Raw genomic sequence first — 18,360 nt, 5'->3', positions numbered from 1 at the left:
GAAAAAGCAAAACACCGATATAAAATAGAAGCGAAAAACAGTGAGTTGAAAAATGTACATGGTTATGATAGAGCAATATCGTATGGCATTACCAATATGCAAATGCAAGGTGCAATAGCAATTTTCGCAGTCAACTTAAAAAGAATACTGAAATTAATGTAGAAAAATGCAATCTACTGCTGCATTACTCAAAATGACTCTAGGTAAGCTCAAAATAGACTTATTGAACCAACATTAAAAATCAATATTAAAAAGAAAAACGCTTGCAACGGATTATACAAATCCTGTTACAAACGTTTTTTTATTGTCTAAAAAACGACTCTGATCAAAATAAGGGGTGTTTTTCAGTGCCCTCCCGATTCGGACAGCCTATTTTTTATGTTTTTATTTCCTACAATTATTACGGCTTGCTTACATCATTCATTTGAAGTGTTACAGCAGTTTGTGCTAGTAATCTTCCATTTATTGTTGCATGAGTCTGAAAATTGATCCCGGTCATTCCTAATATGTTTCCTTCAAAATGACTAGTTGTTCCACATGTTACAGCATCGGAAACTACCCAAAAAATATTTTTGGCTTGTACTCCTCCTGTTAACGTCATTCTAACTGCTGAACTCAATTTAAGAGTACCGGCTACTTGGAAAATAAAAACATCAGTTGAATTACCAGAAATAGTTATATCCGTTGGAATAGTAAGCGCAGTTGTCCATTTATACAAACCAGGTGTCAGTGTTTTTCCTCCAATATTTCCCGCACCTAAATTAAGAAAATCAGGATTAGTTCGTCCTGCTGCATCAGTATAAGCGGTTTGCATATCTCCAATTGCAGTTGTTAATCTTGTAGCATTAGGTACACTACACGGAAGCGGACCGGCAGCATCAACGGTGTATATTGTTCCTACTACTTCTGTACATCTAACTAATATAGCAGCACCAGTTATCGGACTTGACCCAATATCACCGGTAATAGCTGATTTATACACATCTGTAATTCCTGTTTTTGATAGAATTGCAAAATCTCCTGCAATACCAAGATTTACTGCTTTCTGTGAACCAATTGTTGTTGCTATATTATAAGTTTCATTAACTGCAAATATAGTAGAAGTTAAACCATCTGCTTTTGCACTTGCAGAGGAATTAGAAGTTGAATTCTCAGCAGTATCATTAGTACAACTGGTCAAAAATACTACCGATAGCATAGCGAGGGTAGATAGTGTATTTTTTAATTTCATAACTCATTTATTTATTTTGTGACTTATTTGCCACTTTACAAATGTCAAAATATTACTATCGGATAAGTTATAAAATTGTAGCATTTAGTTGTAAGATTGTCGTTTTGGAAAGTTTTTTAGTTATCAATGTATTTTGGATTAACTAAAAATTACCAATATGTGCTGTAAATGATAGTTTAAATAAGGATTAAATTATGCTGTACCCATTTTTCAGACAGAAATCTCAACGATTTAAGATAGGTTTTTAGTTTAATAAAAATTATAAAAGTCTAACAGAGTTAAAAAAAGAAGAGTATCTAGATTCATTAGGTTAAAGAGCATATTCACAAGTATTTAGACGAGTTTAGTTGCCGAATTAATAGGTCAATTTACAAGGAAAAAATATTTGACCTACTTATATACAGAATGATGAATGCTCAAAAAGTTTTATATCAAGACATTATAATAAGTAAGTAAGTGCACACCTCAATAAATTTTTAAATAAGATCTATTACATCAATTTCCGCCCAAAGAATATGAACCATGTTCCTATAATGTTTCGTTTTTAATTATATTAAGTTCTTCTTCTAATTCTTTACAAGCCTGAATACAAATTTCATCAATTTGAGTAACTAAAATATGCAATTCTTCAGTATATTCTTGATTTGCAGAAATTTCCTGAATTTTTTTTGCCATATTTTCAAAATTGGGACTGAGGCCCATTATTGAAAAAGAAGGAATCATTTTATGTGCTGCTGCTCCTAATAAAGTCCAGTTTTTATTTTCTAAACTTTGTTTTAATGTAGTAACTAAAGGAGGTGTATGTGTTAAATATAAAGAAATCATTTCCATCATTAATGCTGGATTAGATTTTGTTCGTTGGTTTAAAGACGATAAATCAATACATTTTAATTTTTTGCTTTGACTATTTTCATTTTCATTAGAAAGTTCTGATTTTTTAACGATTGGTTTTTTTACTAATCCAACTATTTTACTATGCAAAACTTTTTCGTCAACAGGCTTTGCAATATAATCATCCATACCTGCAGCTTTGCATTTAGCTAAGTCTATAGTAGTAACATCAGCCGTTAAAGCAATGATGGGAATTTTAGAATTCATAGTATTTCGGATGTATTCTGTCGCTTCAAAGCCATTCATTTCAGGCATCTGCAAGTCCATCAGGATAATATCGTAAGATTTGTTCTGAAGCATTTCAATGGCGATTTTTCCATTATCAGCAATATCCCTTTCAAATCCGAAATCATCCATTAAGGTTTTCATCAGTAACTGGTTGAGCGGAATATCTTCCACCACCAATACTTTTATATTTAAAAATTCCATATCCAACTTTGGTATTGTTGTTTCTGACTCCGCTTTCGCTTTTGTTTTTGGGAAAGGTAATGTGAAACAAAATGTTGAACCTTTATTTATTTGACTTTTTACGTGAATGCTGCCACCTTGTGTTTCTACTAATTTTTTTACTATCGCCAGCCCTAATCCAGTTCCTCCATACAATCTTGAGGTACCGCTGGTAGCCTGTTGAAAATTTTCAAATATAGTATTTATTTTTTCTGCAGCAATACCAATTCCGCTATCAGTAACTGCAAATTGGATAATGACGGATTCATTATCTTCATGTATTAAATCAACGCTAAACGTAATCTGTCCTTTTGAAGTAAATTTTAACGCATTACTTACTAAATTTAAAATAATTTGGTGCAAACGTACTTGATCTCCAACTAATACTTCAGGGATTTTACTGTCATAATTTTCAAAGAGCTTTAAATTCTTTTCCTGAATTTTTGTTTCAAACAAATGAAGCATTGCAGATAGAGATGTGGCTATTTTGAAGGGACATTTCTCAAAGGTCATTTTTCCGGCGTCAACCTTTGCTAAATCGAGTATGTCGTCAATTAGTACGATTAAGGCATCTCCAGATACTTTAATAGCATTAAAATATTCATTCTGTTTATCAGTCAAATGGGTCTTACTCAATACTTTTGTAAATCCAATAATCGCATTCATTGGGGTGCGAATTTCATGACTCATATTAGATAAAAATTGCTGTTTCGCTTTCATCGCATCTTCAGCTTTACTTTTTGCTTCTTCTGCAATAATGGTAGCCAACTCCGCAAATACTTTTGCCTCTATCAATTCTGTTTCAATTCTTTTTTGATCCGAAACATCTCTGGCAACTATAACAACTCCTAGCACATTTTCTTTATCATCTTTGTATACTGATCCGTTGAATAATACATCCGTCAACTTGCCATTTTTATGACGAAGTATTAGTGGAGAGTCGGTAACAAATCCTTTTTTGAATACTTTCTGATATACTTCACGCGCCTTTTGAGGTTCAGTGAAATAATCAAAAAAATCGGTTCCAAGTAATTTCTCACGCAATATTCCGGTTACATTTACTGATGCATTATTCATATCGGTTATTTTTCCTTCAGAACTAATTGTAAATAAAGGATCGTGACTTGCTTCAATAAGACTTAGCGAATATTCAGAAAGTAATTTTTGTGCTTTAAGGTCGGTGTTAAGCCTTTTCAGCTGTTTTGCCTGAACTAATAATTCCTGATTTTTCTTATATAAATCCACAAAAACAGCTACTTTTGCCTTTAATATTTCTGGAGAAAGAGGTTTAATCATATAATCAACGGCACCAGCCTGATAACCCTTAAAAATTTGGGAGGAATTATCCATACTGGCCGTTAAAAAAATAATCGGGACATATTTGAGTTTTTCTATCTGGCGAATTAATTCTACGGTTTCAAATCCATCCATCATCGGCATTTGCACATCTATTAATATGATGGCAAAATCCTGTTCGTGTAGAAGAATTTTCAATGCATCATTACCTGAATTTGCTTTTACGCATAAATAATTCTCGATGGAGAGAATTACCTCTAAGGCAAACAAATTTTCAGGCAGATCGTCTACCAATAAAATTTTAACAGGGCTATTTATTTTCATTTGTAAAATAAAATTTTAACTTGATGAATAGGGGCTGTACCACCTTGTACTGACGTTGTTTATTTACTTAACCATACGCGCATCAATGATAGCAAGCGTTCTACATCAATAGGTTTAGTAATGTAGTCGTTTGCGCCGGCATCAATACATTTTTGTTTATCGTCTTTCATGGCTTTTGCCGTTAGAGCAATTACGGGTAAACTTCTGAATTTTACTTGAGATCGTATTCGTTTCATTGCTTCGTAACCATCCATTTCCGGCATCATAATATCCATTAATACCATATCAATGTCAGCATGAGTATCCAGCATCTCCAATGCTTTTTTGCCATTTTCTGACTTTATTACTTCCATTCCGCGTTCTTGCAATATTTTGGATAATGCAAAAACATTTCGCATATCATCATCTACCAATAATATTTTTTTTGAGTGGAAGATAGCTTCTTTATCATACAAATTATTTATAATTAATTGTTTTGATTTCGGTAAATTACTGATGGTGCGGTGAAGGAACAGAGCCGTCTCATCTAGTAATCGTTCTTCGGATTTTATACCTTTTATAATAATGCTCTCCGCATATTTATGAATAAAATCATTTTCTTCTTTTGTAAGTTCTTTTCCGGTATAAACAATAATAGGAGGCATGTTTTGGCCTTTTATAGACTCTAGTTTTTGGATAAGGTCAAAACCGCTCATGTCTGGTAAACCAATATCCAGTATAATACAATCAATGTTATTTTGTTCATACAATTCTAAAGCTTCTTTACCGGTTGCCGCTTCAAAACATTTGACATCTCCATTGCCAATGAGTATTATCATTGCTTTTCTGGCGTTTTCATTGTCTTCTATAATCAACAGGTTTTTTATTTTTCTATTGACAAAATTTTCAATTCGGTTAAAAGCTTCTTCTAGACCATCTTTAGATATTGGTTTCATTAAATATTCTACCGCTCCCTCTCTAATTGGTTCTAGAGAACGATCATCAGCCGAAATAATATGAACCGGTATGTGCCTCACAGACGGGTTTGCTTTTAACTCTTGCAGTACTTGTTTCCCTGTAATTCCTGGAAGACCCATATCGAGAATAATCGCTAGTGGTTTATATTTTGAAGCAAGCAGTAAACCATCTTCTCCCGTTGCTGCCGCCAAACATTTGAATCCTTTTTTGTTCGCTTGTTTCAAAAGAATGGAAGCAAAGTTTCGATCGTCTTCAATAATAAGGACTACTTTATCATCTGAAATAATTGTATTTCTATCGTCCTCTATGGTGGAATAATTTAGAAAAGTTGCGTCCTGCTCAGAACGGGGTGCGTAAACAACAGTCTCTATCTTTCTTGTACTGACAGCTTCCTGTTCAGGATGTATTTCAAACGGAATAATGAGCGAAAATGCAGACCCTTGACTTAATACGCTATCTACCGTAATTTCTGCTTGCAATAATTTTGCGAGTTTACGAGAAATAGAAAGTCCTAAGCCCGTGCCTCCGTACTTTCTGGAAGTACCGCCTTCTGCTTGCTGAAAAGCTTCAAAAATAGACGTTTGTTTGTCTTCTGATATTCCAATGCCTGTATCGCTAACAGAAATGTTCAATGTAGTTGCTGTATTTCGGTCAATACTTATAGTTACGCTTCCTTTTTCCGTAAATTTTATAGCATTAGATAGGAGGTTTTTCAATATCTGATCCAAACGTTGTTCATCAGTAGTTATGAATTCGGGTAAATCAGCACCCAAATTACAAATAAGCTCCAATCCTTTTTGTTGCGCCTGATGTCTAAAATTACGAATCAAATTATCCGTAAAATTTTTCAGTACTATTTTTTCTATTGTTATAGATATTTTTCCTGCTTCAATCTTGGAAAGATCTAGTATTTCATTTATTAATACAAGCAGGTCATGGCCACTTTTATAAATTATCTCTGCACTTTCAACCTGAACATCATCCAGATTTTTATTTTTGTTTTCTGATAAATCTTTGGAGAGGATAAGTAAGCTATTAAGCGGTGTTCGCAACTCATGGGACATATTTGCAAGAAATTCCGATTTATACTTGCTGCTAATCTCTAGTTGTTTCGTTTTTTGTTCAATGTCATTTTTAGAAGCTTCAACTTCTTTGTTTTTCTCCTCCAATGACTGAGTTTGCTCTTCCAATTCTTCATTGGTCATTTGCAATTCCGCTTGCTGTTGTTTTAGATTTTGTGCTTGCTGCTCTAATTCTTCATTCAGTTGTCTCAGTTCTTCTTGTTGCATTTGAAGTTCTTCTGCTTGATTAGCAAGTTCCTGCATTTGATTTTTCGTATTAGTAATATCAAATCGAATTGAAACATATTTTTCGATTTTACCGTCTATTCCCTTAAATGGAGTAATTGTTGTATCAACCCAATAAAATGTTCCGTCTTTAGCTTTATTTAATATTTCCCCTTTCCAGGTTCTGCCATTACTAATGACTTTCCACATACCAACATGGAACACGTCTGGTTGTTTTTCTGATTTTAAAATTCTGTGATTTTTTCCCAACAACTCTTCTCTAGTGTATTTAGCAATCTCACAGAATTTATCATTGGCATATATGATATTACCATTTACGTCAGCAATGGAAACAATAGCTGCCTGATTTAGGGAATTAATTTGCTGATCGAGTTCCAACGCTGCTATTTCCATTTCACCTTTTTGCGATTGGACCTTAGCCAATAGCTCTCTTAGCGATTGCTGATTTATAGCCGTATTTATTGAAATAGCAATACTGTCCATTGAAACCTTTAGGAATTCTTTTTCCGTTTCATTGAAATCTGTCAACTTGCCTATTTCTATTACGCCCAATGTTTTACCATCTAGCAAAAAAGGAGTGATAAGCAAATTTTTTGGTTTTGCATTCATTACAGATGAAGTAATGCGTATTTGATCTTCGGAAATAGCTGTTATAGAAATTTGTTTCTGTTCCCATGCTGACTGACCGATTAGTCCCTCATTTAATTTAAATTTTTCCTGAGTGTCTTTAAAGGATGAAAAAGCAAATTTTCCACTAAGAATTAGAGAATTATCTTTTTCATCAAATAAGTAAACAGCTCCTATGTTAGCTTTTAGATAAGTACATAAAAAACTAATAGTGTTGTTTGCCAATTGTGTGATACTTTGATCTCCTATTAATTTTTCATTAAGTTTTGAGTTACCTGTAAGTAACCAATTTTTGCCAGCAGTTTCTGATTCGGACTTTTTCAGTGCTTTCAAATTTGCAGCGACTATGGTGTATACAATCACAAGAATAGCAATAATAATAAATAATAAAATGATAAAAACTAAATTAAACATGTTAGCATCGTTTTCACTGGTTCGTATCCTATCGGTAAGTAAAGTGCGCTCTGTTAACTGTGCTTTAGCAATTATTTTTCTTATTTCATCTTGTATTTTTTTTCCTTTGCCTGAAGAAACAAATTCTCTGGCCTTTTCAAAATCGTTTTTACGTAAGGTTATGCAATTGCTTAAATTGTCGAAACGCATTTTGAGTTCTTTCGCAAGTTCTTCAACATTCTCTTGTTGATTAGGGTAATCTTTCGTTAATTCCTTTATTTTAGCAAGCTGAGCTGTTGATTTTGTTTTAGAAGTTATAAATGGTTCCAGAAAATTATCATTGCCCGTAATGACATAACCGCGAACGCCTGTTTCAGCATCTACAGAAGACATTAATATCTGTTCAAATTCATATAATACCAGATTGGAATGATTTACTAAGGCATTTGATGCTACAAATTTTTCACTGGTTTTAAAAGAAAAAATTGCAACTACTAAAAGGACTACCGAACAAGTAGCAAATCCTAATACTATTTTTCTACCAAGGGTCATTTCCATTCTGTTATTTGTAAAGTTTATTAAAATTATTATTTTGATTGTCAATTTTTATTAGCAACTCGACGATATCTTCTAATGATAAAATATAATCAGCTTCAATACCATCAATTGCTGACTTTGGCATATAGGGCGATTCTGCTGTTTTTGGATCTTGAATAATGGTCAGACCACCACATTCTTTTATTCGTATTATCCCTTTAGTACCATCATTATTCGATCCTGTAAGCACGATTCCAATTAATTTCTCCCGGTATGCCTCAGCGGCTGATTCAAACAATACATCAATGGATGGCCTTGCAAAATTTACACGCTCATCTATACTAAGAGAAAAGGTTTTATCTTTTTCAATCAGTAAATGATAATTAGGAGCTGCAATATACATTGTTCCTTTCTCTATTTTTTCTTTTTCGTCAGCTTCCTTAATTAAAAGGTTACTTTTTTCGTTTAAAAGCTGTATCCATTTACTATCGGAATGCGCTCCTACATGTTGAACTATGATAATTGGTATTTTAAAATCAATCGGCAGAGCTGCGGATATGATTTTTAAAACATTCATACCTCCAGACGAAACTCCTATAACAATTGCTTCATAATGCATCTAATATTTCTTTTTGAATATTCGTTGCTTAGTATCCAACTCCATATATTTTTCATATAAATCAGAAAATCGCAGACTTTCTTTTGATCCTAGACATAAAACGCCACCATTAATAAGGCTATTAAAAAAAAGAGATTGAACTTTATTTTGTAAATTTTTATCAAAATAGATTAGTACATTTCTACATAATATTAAGTTTACTTCTGCAAATACACTATCGGTTACCAAATTATGATTGGCCCACACTATGTTTTTTTTCAAGGATTGATTCATAATCACATTATCATAACTTGAAGTATAATAACTTGAAAAAGATTCTTTTCCTCCTGACAATTGATAATTTGTAGTATATTCTTTTATCATTTTGTTCGAAAAAATACCATCTTTTGCTTGATTCAAAGCTAATTGGTTAAAATCAGTTGCATAGATGGTGGTCCTGTCATACAAGCCTTCTTCCTGCAGAACGATAGCCATCGAATAGGCCTCTTCTCCAGTAGCGCAGCCAGCATGCCATATTTTTATAAAAGGGTAGGTTTTTAAAATAGGAATTACTTTTTCTCGTAATGATCTGTAAAAAGCAGGATCACGAAACATTTCTGTTACGGTTATAGATAAATCCTGCAAGAGTTCTGAAGCAAATATTTCGTCATTCAAAACTTTAGATTGCATTTGAGAAACATCTTCAAATCCTGAAATGGCCATTCTGTTCATTATTCTTCGTCTGATGTGAGCTTGAGAATACTGCCTGAAATCATAACCATGTTTTCTATAAATAGCTTCCAACAGCAATGAAATTTCAAGATCCGATGTGTCTTTATATTGCATTTTTGTAAAGTAAATTTGGTTTTAATTTCAACCAAATTGAGGGTGATTGATATGATTATTGACGAACTTAAAGAAAGCAACTGTAGAAAAATGGATTACATTCTGTCCATATACCAACTAAGTTCTTTTTCCATTTTTTGATATTTAAAAATGGTAGTAATAATCTTTTGTAAACGAACAAATGCAGTTTCACTTTTTACAACATAATCAAATGCTTTGTGATGCATACAGTTTATTGCTACCTCAATTTTATCCTGAGAAGATAACATTACAACAGGAATATTTGAATTAAAAGTTTTTATTTTATCCAAGGTTTCCAGTCCGTTCATTGCATTTTCCACAATACCATCCAGTTGATAGTCTAATATTACTACATCAGGAGTGCTGGATAAGTTTTCAACACACAGTTCACCTGTAGGATAGGTTTCAATAGTAAAATCTGCGTTTTCTAGAAATTCAATTTCTAAAGATTTTAAAAATAATGCATCATCATCTACCAAGAATATTTTTATTTTAGTATCTTTTTTCAAAATCAGGTATTTTTTATAAGGTTAAATTCTTCTTCGAGTTCAGTGCAAGCCTGCAAACAAATTTCTTCAAGTTGTCTGACTAAATCGTGTATGCCATCTTTTTTTTCTTGAGCTTTTGCATATTCCTGAATTTTTTTTGCCATATTTTCAAAATCAGGATGAATGCCCATTATTGAAAATGAGGGAATCATTTTATGTACAGTTGAACCTAATAATAGCCAGTCTTCATCCGCTAAACTTTGCTTTACGATGTTAATTAAGGACGGGGTTTGTGTCAAATAAAGTGAAATCATCTCCATCATTAACGCTGGATTTGATTTTGTTCGTTGATTTAAATAAACCAAGTCAATACATTTTATTTTTTTTCCCAAACCATTACTATTTCCAATATTTTCATTAATTTTTATACTAAGTTTCTCCAATTTTGGTTTTTTTAGTATTCCAACTATTTTACTGTACAATACTCTTTCGTCAACAGGTTTTGCTATATAATCGTTCATTCCTACAGATTTACATTTAGCCAAATCTACTGTAGTTACATCAGCTGTTAAAGCAATAATAGGAATTTTTGAATTCATTGTATTACGAATATATTCTGTGGCTTCAAATCCATTCATTACTGGCATTTGCAAATCCATCAGTATAATATCGTACTTTTGAGTTCTTAATTTTTCGATGGCTATTTGACCATTTTCGGCAATATCTCTACCGAAGCCAAAATCATCCAACAGCGTTTTCATTAATAATTGATTGAGTGCGATATCTTCAACTACCAATACTTTTATATCTTTTATTTCGGTATCCAATTCCAAAATTTCATTCTCTAATTCAGCATCAGCATTTGTTTTTTGAAAAGGTAATGTAAAACTAAATGTAGTTCCAACGTCAATTGTACTTTTTACTCGGATTTTGCCACCCTGCGGTTCAACTAATTGTTTCACGATAGCTAGTCCTAGTCCAGTTCCTCCATATAATCTGGAAGTTCCGCTTGTTGCTTGTTGGAAATTTTCAAATATACTGTCTATTTTTACTTTTGGAATACCAATTCCAGTATCAGTAACGGCAAATTCAAGAATTACTTTTTCATTATCTTCATGGAGTATATGAACTCCTACAGTTATATTTCCTTTATTAGTAAATTTGACAGCATTACTAACAAGATTTAAAATTATTTGGTGTAATCGAACTGGATCTCCCACCAAAACAGCAGGAATTTTGTTATCATATTCCTTTATTAATTTTAAATTTTTTTCTTGGATTTTTGTTTCAAATAGATGAAGCATTGAAGATATGGATGCTTTCATTTTAAATGGAGTTTTTTCGAACACCATTTTACCTGCATCTACTTTTGCTAAATCAAGTATGTCATTTATGAGTACGATTAATGCATCGCCACTCATTTTTATTGCTGTTAAATATTCTTTTTGTTTAGCAGACAATTCTGTTTTTAAGACCACTTTCGTAAATCCGATAATAGCATTCATCGGTGTGCGAATTTCATGACTCATGTTCGACAAAAACTGTTGTTTTGCCTTCACTGCATCTTCTGCTATCGTTGTAGCGTTTTCAGCATTTAGTTTCGCTTCTTCAGCAATTTCTGTAGCTAATTCGGCAAAAAGTCTGGCTTCAATTGATTCTTTTTCAATTCTTTTTTGGTCCGTAATATCTCTTGCTACCACAACAACACCAAGTACATCACCCTCTTCATTTTTGTAAACGGAACCATTCAGCAGTACATCAGTTAATTTATGATCTTTTATCGTCAAAGGGTAATCAGCGATAAAACCCTTGTCAAAAACTTCTTGATATGCCTTTCGAGCTTCTTGAGGTTCAGTAAAATAATTAAAGAAATCCGAACCAATTAACTTTTCACGCACTATTCCTGTCACTCTTACGGACGCCTCATTTGTATCCGTAATTTTCCCTTTTGGGCTAATCGTAAATAAAGGATCGCGGCTTGCTTCTATTAAACTTAAAGAATATTGAGAAGCTAATTTTAAAGAATTGCTAAAATCTTCCAATTCTTTATTTTCAATTTTCCGTTTTTCTTTTTCTTTGTTTTGAAAAATAAGTTCTTTGTTTGCAATCAGTAATTCTGCCGCTCGTTTTTCCTTTTCATCATTTTGAAAACGAAGTTCTTTGTTAGCAATTATTAACTCGTTTGCACGTTTTTCTTTTTCATCATTTTGGTATGCCAATTCTTTATTGGCAATAACTAACTCGTCTGCCCGTTTTTCTTTTTCATCATTTTGGTATGCCAATTCTTTATTGGCAATAACCAATTCCTCTGCACGTTTTTCTTTTTCATCGTTTTGGTAAGCCAATTCATTATTAGCAATTCCTAACTCTGCGGCTCTTTTTTCTTTTTCGTCATTTTGATAGGCAAGTTCCTTATTGGCAATTTCTAATTCATCTGCCCGTTTTTCTTTTTCATTATTTTGATAGGCAAGTTCTTCATTAGCAATAACTAATTCCTCTGCCCGTTTTTCTTTTTCATTATTTTGATACGCTAATTCTTCATTGGCAATAACTAATTCCTCAGCGCGTTTTTCTTTTTCATTATTTTGATAAGCCAATTCTTTATTGACAGAACGTAATTCAGTTGCCCATTTTTGTTCAGCAATATCTCTGGCTACAATTACAACTCCTAAAACATTCCCTCTGTCATCTCTATAAACGGAACCGTTAAATAATACATCAGTCAATTTGCCCCCTATATGACGAAGGGTAAGCGGAGAATCAGCAACTGAACCTTTAGCAAAAACTTCTTGATATACTTCACGAGCTTTTTGTGGTTCCGTAAAATAATCAAAGAAATCTGAACCAATTAACTTTTTACGTTCTATTCCAGTAATATTGACCGTAGCTTCATTCATATCAGTTATTTTACCACCAATATTTATAGTAACTAATGGATCTAAACTTGCTTCAATTAAACTAAGGGAATATTTAGATGATAATTTTTGTGCGGTTACATCTCTAGCTGCTGCAAAAACACCCAAAACATCGCCTTTTTCATCTTTATAAACAGAAGCATTATACAACACATCTGTTAATTTTCCATTGCTGTGTTTTATCGTCAACGGATAATCTGCAACAAATCCTTTTTCAAAAACTTCTTCGTAACCTTTTTCAGCTTTCTCTCTTTCCGTAAAATAATTTGAAAAGTCGGTGCCTATCAATTTTGCTCGTGAAATCCCCGTAATTTTTATTGATGCCTCATTAACGTCAGTAATTTTGCCATCCAAACTAATGGTTAGGAATGGGTCCAAACTGGCTTCAATTAAACTACGAGTATATTGAGGATTGTGCGTCCTTGAAATTTCCATTTTAATTATTTGTTTCGTTTGAAATTCCAATTTCTTCAATTGGATTTCGTCTTTTATCTTTCAATTGCTTGAAATGAGAAGGGGAGAGACCTGTAACTTTTTTAAACTGACTTGATAAATGCGCTACGCTACTATAGTTCATTTTCCAGGCAATTTCAGTAATATTTAATTCACCATAAATAATCAATTCTTTTATTCTTTCCGTTTTATGGGAAATTATAAATTGTTCAATGGTTGTACCTTGGACTTCTGAAAATAAATTGGATAAATAAGTGTAATCATGATTCATTTTTTCACTTAAATAATCAGAAAAATTTACTTTGATATTTTCAGTTGAATGATGTACCATTTCAATAATTACATTTTTAATTTTTTCAATCAGCATAGCCTTTTTATCATCCATCAGTTCAAGTCCTGAGTCTAAAAGCGCTTTTTTTAATTGTTCCCGTTGAATCATAGAAATATTTTCCATGATTTCAACTTCACCTAAATCAACAACAATGAAATGTAATCCAAGTTTTTTTAATTCCTCTTTTACCGCCATTTTACAGCGATTACTGACCATGTATTTGATGTATAGTTTCAAATTATTTTTTTTAATTGATTGTGTAAAAATCGAATAAATAGGTTAAAATTAATTATATAACTTAAAAAAAAAGTTGTATAATTCACACATTATTAATTTCAATAATGTTGGCGTTCAAAGAAAAAGTGGTTAAATAGAGGCTGTTTTTTTAAACATATAAATCTGCAAAAAAAACTTTCTTTAAATTTACAAATAAACTGCGACAAAGGGAAATTAATTCAATTTTAATAAAATAGTAGCGTTCAGAAATTAGTAGTAGTATTGAATTGTCCCAAAGTAATACCGGGTATAATTCATTCAAAATAATGAATTATACCCGGTATCGAGTTTTTGTAAAAAGTTGAAACTGATATTCCCAATGAATTTTTAAAGCAGTTTTTCAGTTTGGAATTATTTGTTTTGAAAAGTATCGACCCAATCAAGGGATTTAATAGCCGAAACTTTATTTTCTTCATTCATTGATACTCGGAGCTCTTTGTTAGCCACTTTTTTGGTATACAAAGCTTTATATCTAAAAATGATTGTTTTGTCAATGTAGTTTTTATAGATTTCAACTAACTGTAGGTCTTTGAAGGTGCCGTAATATTGACGAAATTTAGTGCATGTTTTTGTCAACCTTTCTTCGGTTGTATTTTGAATAACCGAAGAGATTGCTTCACTTTCGTTAAAAGGTTTAAACTTGGAAGTGTTGCACGTCATCAGCACTCTTTTTCCTAATTCGTATGCTTTGTCTTTTTGAGAGACACTAACATCAGACAGCATTAGTTTTGCAATTTTGACTTCCTCAGGTTTTGGTACATCGGCGACCCTTTTAGATTTACAACTAATAAACAAAACGATAGCTAAAATAAGAATTATCTTTTTCATGATTTATTTGATTTTTAATAAGAGGTTAGGATCAGGGCAGTTTTCCAAATAATAATCCAAATCATTTCTGCTACAAACGCCGGGATAATCGCCAAAATTTGCTCCTATATTTTTTATAATTTGAAAATGTAAATGTGGTGAATAATCTCCATTAATTGCTGAATTTCCCAAAGTTGCTAATTTTTGTCCTTTTTTAAAAGCGGTACCAATTTCAATTCCTCTGATGCTTTCTAGTGACAGATGGCCATATAGGGTATAAAAAATCTGATTTTCGATATGATGTTTTAAAATAATGGTTGGACCATAATCTCCCAGACCTATGTTATGTTTAAAACTGTGAATTGTCCCATCAAGTGCCGCTAATACCGGAGTTCCAGCTCTTATCCATAAATCTAACCCAATATGAATATTTCGTTCTTCCGTTTTACTACCATTAAAAGCAGCGCTTCTTTTGTATAAATTTCGCTTTTCATTGTAACCTCCATAGGCTACTTGTGAATTTTCTTTAGCTAAATATTTTTCAATAAATTCTTCAAAATCGGCTGATGCGCTAATTTCTTGTTTTGAAAAAAAACTATTTGAAACCGATAAATCTAAAGAAGTATAGTATTTAGTATCAACAGAATCATCGATTACTTTGACGTTTTGAATACTTTTTAAAATAGTTTCTACTGTGTTCATTTTAGAGTATTGTAATAAAGATTAAAATAAATAAAAAATGCCAACATAAAAAATTTACATTGGCATTATATCTTTTAATTTAGAGAATAGTTGAATGTTATTTTTTTACCTCAATTTTTGCCGTACCACCAGAAATATTTACACTTGTTTTAGTGGCTCCACTTTTTGTTGTGACATTTACGCCATCCGCACCAACTATTATGGATGAGCTATCTTTCGCTTGTCTTGAAGCAACAGGAGCACTGGGAGCTGTTACGGTAGTTGTTTCAACCTGAGGAGTCATAGGTTTTTCGTCTTTTTTCTTACAGGAAAGAATTGTCATAATCGAAAGTACGCTTAAAATCAATACTATTTTTTTCATGATATTTTTATAATGGTTATTACAAGCTAATTAATTACCAATTTAGTATTTTATTTTTTATTAACAAAAGATTAATTAAAAATCAAAAAAATGCCAACAGGGATGAAGTTGGGATTTAATTTTTATAAAAATAACTTTTAATACAAACTTGGAAACTTCGAAGGATTTGACTCATTCATCATTCCGTATACTTTTTCAAAAATATCTTCCGTAGAAGGTTTAGAGAAATAATCACCATCTGTCCCGTAAGCAGGTCTGTGTGCTTTAGCTGTTAAAGTTTGCGGTTTACTGTCTAAATAATTATAGGCATCTTGTTGTTCTATAATTTGTTGCAAGATATAAGCCGATGCACCACCTGGAACATCCTCATCTATTACTAAAAGGCGATTTGTTTTGGCAATACTTTTTACTACATCTTGGTTGATGTCAAACGGCAGTAAAGACTGTAAATCGATGATTTCACAATCAATGCCTACTTCAAGTAACTCTTTGGCCGCTTGCTGTACCAATCTTAAAGTAGAACCATAAGAAACCAGAGTAATATCTGTTCCTTCTTTCAATGTTTCAACAACGCCAATTGGGGTTTTAAATTCACCATAATTCAATGGCATTTTTTCTTTTAATCGGTAGCCATTCAAACATTCAATAACTAAAGCAGGTTCGTCACATTCTAACAAAGAATTGTAAAAACCGGCTGCTTGGGTCATGTCTCTAGGTACCAGCACATGAATTCCTCTTATTGCATTAATAATCATTCCCATAGGAGAACCTGAATGCCAGATTCCTTCCAAACGATGACCACGAGTTCTTATAATCAAAGGTGCTTTTTGCTTACCTACAGTACGGTATCTTAGTGTTGCTAAATCATCGCTCATAATTTGGATGGCATACAACAAATAATCTAAATATTGAATTTCAGCAATGGGGCGTAAACCACGTAATGCCATTCCAATACCTTGACCAAGAATGGTTGCTTCACGAATTCCTACATCGGCTACACGAAGTTCTCCATATTTCTCTTGCATTCCTTCTAAACCTTGGTTTACGTCACCAATGTTTCCTGCATCTTCACCAAAAATCAATGTTTCTGGATATTTGGTAAAAATAGCATCAAAGTTATCACGCAAAATCATGCGTCCATCCGTATCTTCTTTAGCATTTTCTGCATATATCGGTAAAACTTTCTCTACAGAAAATACATTCAATTCCGTTTCAGAAAATAAGTTACTACTAAAATTTTTCTGTGTTTTTTTAGTATATGACGTTATCCACTGAGATAATTCCTCTTTTCCGGTTTCATTCATCACTAATCGTAATGTTTTTCGTGCGGCAACAAGAATTTCTTTTTTTAAAGGAGATTTATTGCTACTTAAATCGGAAACTAATTTTAATATTGTTTCTTTATTTATACTAGTTTCTGCTACTTCTTGCAACAAAGAAACCAGTTCTTTTTGTTCTTCAATAATGGGATTCAAAAAGGCGCTCCAAGCCGCTTTTTTCGCTTCCATTACTTCTTTTCGAGCTTCTTGATCAATAGCTTCAATTTCTTCTGGAGAGGCAATATTAATAGCAATCATCCATAATTTCATTTGGCGAATACAATCAAAATCTTTTTCCCATGCTAATCTGGCCGCATCCTTGTATCTTTCGTGAGATCCTGAACTGGAATGCCCCTGTGGCTGTGTAAGTTCGTTTACGTGTATTAAAACCGGAACATGGTTTTCTCTTGATATAAGGGCAGCTTTTTCATAAGTAGCAACTAAATCAACATAATCCCATCCTTTAACTGTTAGGATTTCAAACCCATTGGTATCTTTTTCTTTTTGGTATCCTTTTAGAATTTCAGAAATGTTTTCTTTGGTAGTTTGATGTCTTGCATGTACTGAAATACCGTATTCATCATCCCAAACACTCATTATCATTGGTACTTGCAGAACACCTGCAGCATTTATAGTTTCAAAAAATAATCCTTCAGATGTGCTTGCATTTCCTATGGTTCCCCAAGCAATTTCATTACCCTTATCAGAGAAATTATTTGCGTTTTTTATTCCTGAAACTTCTCTGTAAATTTTTGAAGCCTGTGCAAGTCCCAATAGTCTTGGCATTTGTCCGGCTGTTGGAGAAATATCCGCACTTGAATTTTTTTGTTTTGTTAAATCTTTCCAAGTTCCGTCTTCATTCAAACTGTGAGTCGCAAAGTGCCCACCCATTTGTCTTCCTGCTGACATTGGTTCTTGTTCAATATCAGTATGACCATACAATCCTGCAAAAAACTGTTGTACGGTTAATTGACCAATGGCCATCATAAAAGTTTGGTCACGATAATATCCAGAACGAAAATCACCGTCTTTAAAAGCTTTGGCCATAGCTAACTGTGGAACTTCTTTTCCGTCTCCAAAGATTCCAAATTTCGCTTTTCCAGTTAATACTTCTTTACGTCCTAATAGACTACATTCCCGACTTACTATGGCTGTTCTATAGTCTTTTAATACTTCGGTTTTGAAATCTTCAAATGTCAATGTAGAATTGGTTTTTTCTTTTATCATAATTGA

The 18,360-nt window shown here is 32.7% G+C and carries 13 protein-coding genes and 1 pseudogene; 2 read left to right on the top strand and 12 right to left on the bottom strand.

Annotated elements, in window-relative coordinates; genetic code table 11:
• Positions 1–162, top strand: a 162-nt coding sequence (locus C4S35_RS14115; protein ID WP_208618888.1) for a transposase, incomplete at its 5' end; no start/stop codon positions are given.
• Positions 163–400: 238 nt separating this feature from the next.
• Here the strand turns inward: C4S35_RS14115 and C4S35_RS14110 are convergent.
• Entirely contained in the window at positions 401–1,231 is an 831-nt protein-coding gene (locus tag C4S35_RS14110; protein WP_104000797.1) for an ice-binding protein, read from the bottom strand.
• 312 nt (positions 1,232–1,543) lie between these two features.
• Between C4S35_RS14110 and C4S35_RS16150 the strand changes: the two are divergent.
• Positions 1,544–1,687: pseudogene (locus C4S35_RS16150) on the top strand (IS1595-like element ISSwe1 family transposase); the annotation flags it as partial.
• Between the two features lie 72 nt (positions 1,688–1,759).
• Here C4S35_RS16150 and C4S35_RS14105 read toward each other — a convergent pair.
• The 11 genes from C4S35_RS14105 to C4S35_RS14050 form a co-directional block, all read right to left on the bottom strand.
• Complete coding sequence (locus C4S35_RS14105; protein WP_104000796.1) at positions 1,760–4,189, bottom strand: response regulator; 2,430 nt, start codon at positions 4,187–4,189, stop codon at positions 1,760–1,762.
• 59 nt (positions 4,190–4,248) lie between these two features.
• On the bottom strand, positions 4,249–8,031 hold the full coding sequence (locus tag C4S35_RS14100; RefSeq protein WP_146059559.1) for a response regulator: 3,783 nt from the start codon (positions 8,029–8,031) through the stop codon (positions 4,249–4,251).
• A 4-nt stretch (positions 8,032–8,035) separates the two neighbouring features.
• The gene (locus C4S35_RS14095) at positions 8,036–8,629 is read right to left on the bottom strand and encodes a chemotaxis protein CheB (protein WP_104000794.1); all 594 of its coding nucleotides are present in this window, start codon (positions 8,627–8,629) and stop codon (positions 8,036–8,038) included.
• A complete protein-coding gene (locus tag C4S35_RS14090; RefSeq protein ID WP_104000793.1) occupies positions 8,630–9,454 on the bottom strand; it encodes a CheR family methyltransferase in 825 nt (274 codons plus the stop codon). It lies immediately after the preceding gene.
• A 95-nt stretch (positions 9,455–9,549) separates the two neighbouring features.
• Entirely contained in the window at positions 9,550–9,984 is a 435-nt protein-coding gene (locus C4S35_RS14085) for a response regulator (protein ID WP_104000792.1), read from the bottom strand.
• Positions 9,985–9,986: 2 nt separating this feature from the next.
• Complete coding sequence (locus C4S35_RS14080; protein ID WP_244175292.1) at positions 9,987–13,313, bottom strand: PAS domain-containing hybrid sensor histidine kinase/response regulator; 3,327 nt, start codon at positions 13,311–13,313, stop codon at positions 9,987–9,989.
• Position 13,314: 1 nt separating this feature from the next.
• A complete protein-coding gene (locus C4S35_RS14070; protein ID WP_104000791.1) occupies positions 13,315–13,878 on the bottom strand; it encodes a helix-turn-helix domain-containing protein in 564 nt (187 codons plus the stop codon).
• Positions 13,879–14,289: 411 nt separating this feature from the next.
• Positions 14,290–14,766 (bottom strand): hypothetical protein, encoded by a 477-nt coding sequence (locus C4S35_RS14065; protein WP_104000790.1) that lies wholly within the window; start codon positions 14,764–14,766, stop codon positions 14,290–14,292.
• 3 nt (positions 14,767–14,769) lie between these two features.
• Positions 14,770–15,447, bottom strand: a complete 678-nt coding sequence (locus tag C4S35_RS14060) for a peptidoglycan DD-metalloendopeptidase family protein (protein WP_104000789.1) — start codon at positions 15,445–15,447, stop codon at positions 14,770–14,772.
• 97 nt (positions 15,448–15,544) lie between these two features.
• Positions 15,545–15,808 (bottom strand): hypothetical protein, encoded by a 264-nt coding sequence (locus C4S35_RS14055; RefSeq protein WP_104000788.1) that lies wholly within the window; start codon positions 15,806–15,808, stop codon positions 15,545–15,547.
• Between the two features lie 137 nt (positions 15,809–15,945).
• Positions 15,946–18,354 carry an alpha-ketoacid dehydrogenase subunit alpha/beta gene (locus C4S35_RS14050; RefSeq protein ID WP_104000787.1) on the bottom strand — a complete coding sequence of 803 codons (2,409 nt, stop codon included), beginning with the start codon at positions 18,352–18,354 and terminating at the stop codon, positions 15,946–15,948.
• Positions 18,355–18,360: the final 6 nt, after the last annotated feature.

This window comes from Flavobacterium urumqiense (assembly GCF_900108015.1).
Lineage (GTDB): Bacteria > Bacteroidota > Bacteroidia > Flavobacteriales > Flavobacteriaceae > Flavobacterium > Flavobacterium urumqiense.
Note: the sequence above shows the minus strand (reverse complement) of the source record. Positions and strands in the feature narration are given on the sequence as shown.

Excerpts from the sequence above, each read along its gene's own strand:
- C4S35_RS14110 (WP_104000797.1), bottom strand. The coding sequence starts at position 1,231 with ATGAAATTAAAAAATACACTATCTACCCTCGCTATGCTATCGGTAGTA.
- C4S35_RS14105 (WP_104000796.1), bottom strand. The coding sequence starts at position 4,189 with ATGAAAATAAATAGCCCTGTTAAAATTTTATTGGTAGACGATCTGCCT.
- C4S35_RS14100 (WP_146059559.1), bottom strand. The coding sequence starts at position 8,031 with ATGGAAATGACCCTTGGTAGAAAAATAGTATTAGGATTTGCTACTTGT.
- C4S35_RS14095 (WP_104000794.1), bottom strand. The coding sequence starts at position 8,629 with ATGCATTATGAAGCAATTGTTATAGGAGTTTCGTCTGGAGGTATGAAT.
- C4S35_RS14090 (WP_104000793.1), bottom strand. The coding sequence starts at position 9,454 with ATGCAATATAAAGACACATCGGATCTTGAAATTTCATTGCTGTTGGAA.
- C4S35_RS14080 (WP_244175292.1), bottom strand. The coding sequence starts at position 13,313 with ATGGAAATTTCAAGGACGCACAATCCTCAATATACTCGTAGTTTAATT.
- C4S35_RS14070 (WP_104000791.1), bottom strand. The coding sequence starts at position 13,878 with ATGGTCAGTAATCGCTGTAAAATGGCGGTAAAAGAGGAATTAAAAAAA.
- C4S35_RS14065 (WP_104000790.1), bottom strand. The coding sequence starts at position 14,766 with ATGAAAAAGATAATTCTTATTTTAGCTATCGTTTTGTTTATTAGTTGT.
- C4S35_RS14060 (WP_104000789.1), bottom strand. The coding sequence starts at position 15,447 with ATGAACACAGTAGAAACTATTTTAAAAAGTATTCAAAACGTCAAAGTA.
- C4S35_RS14055 (WP_104000788.1), bottom strand. The coding sequence starts at position 15,808 with ATGAAAAAAATAGTATTGATTTTAAGCGTACTTTCGATTATGACAATT.
- C4S35_RS14050 (WP_104000787.1), bottom strand. The coding sequence starts at position 18,354 with ATGATAAAAGAAAAAACCAATTCTACATTGACATTTGAAGATTTCAAA.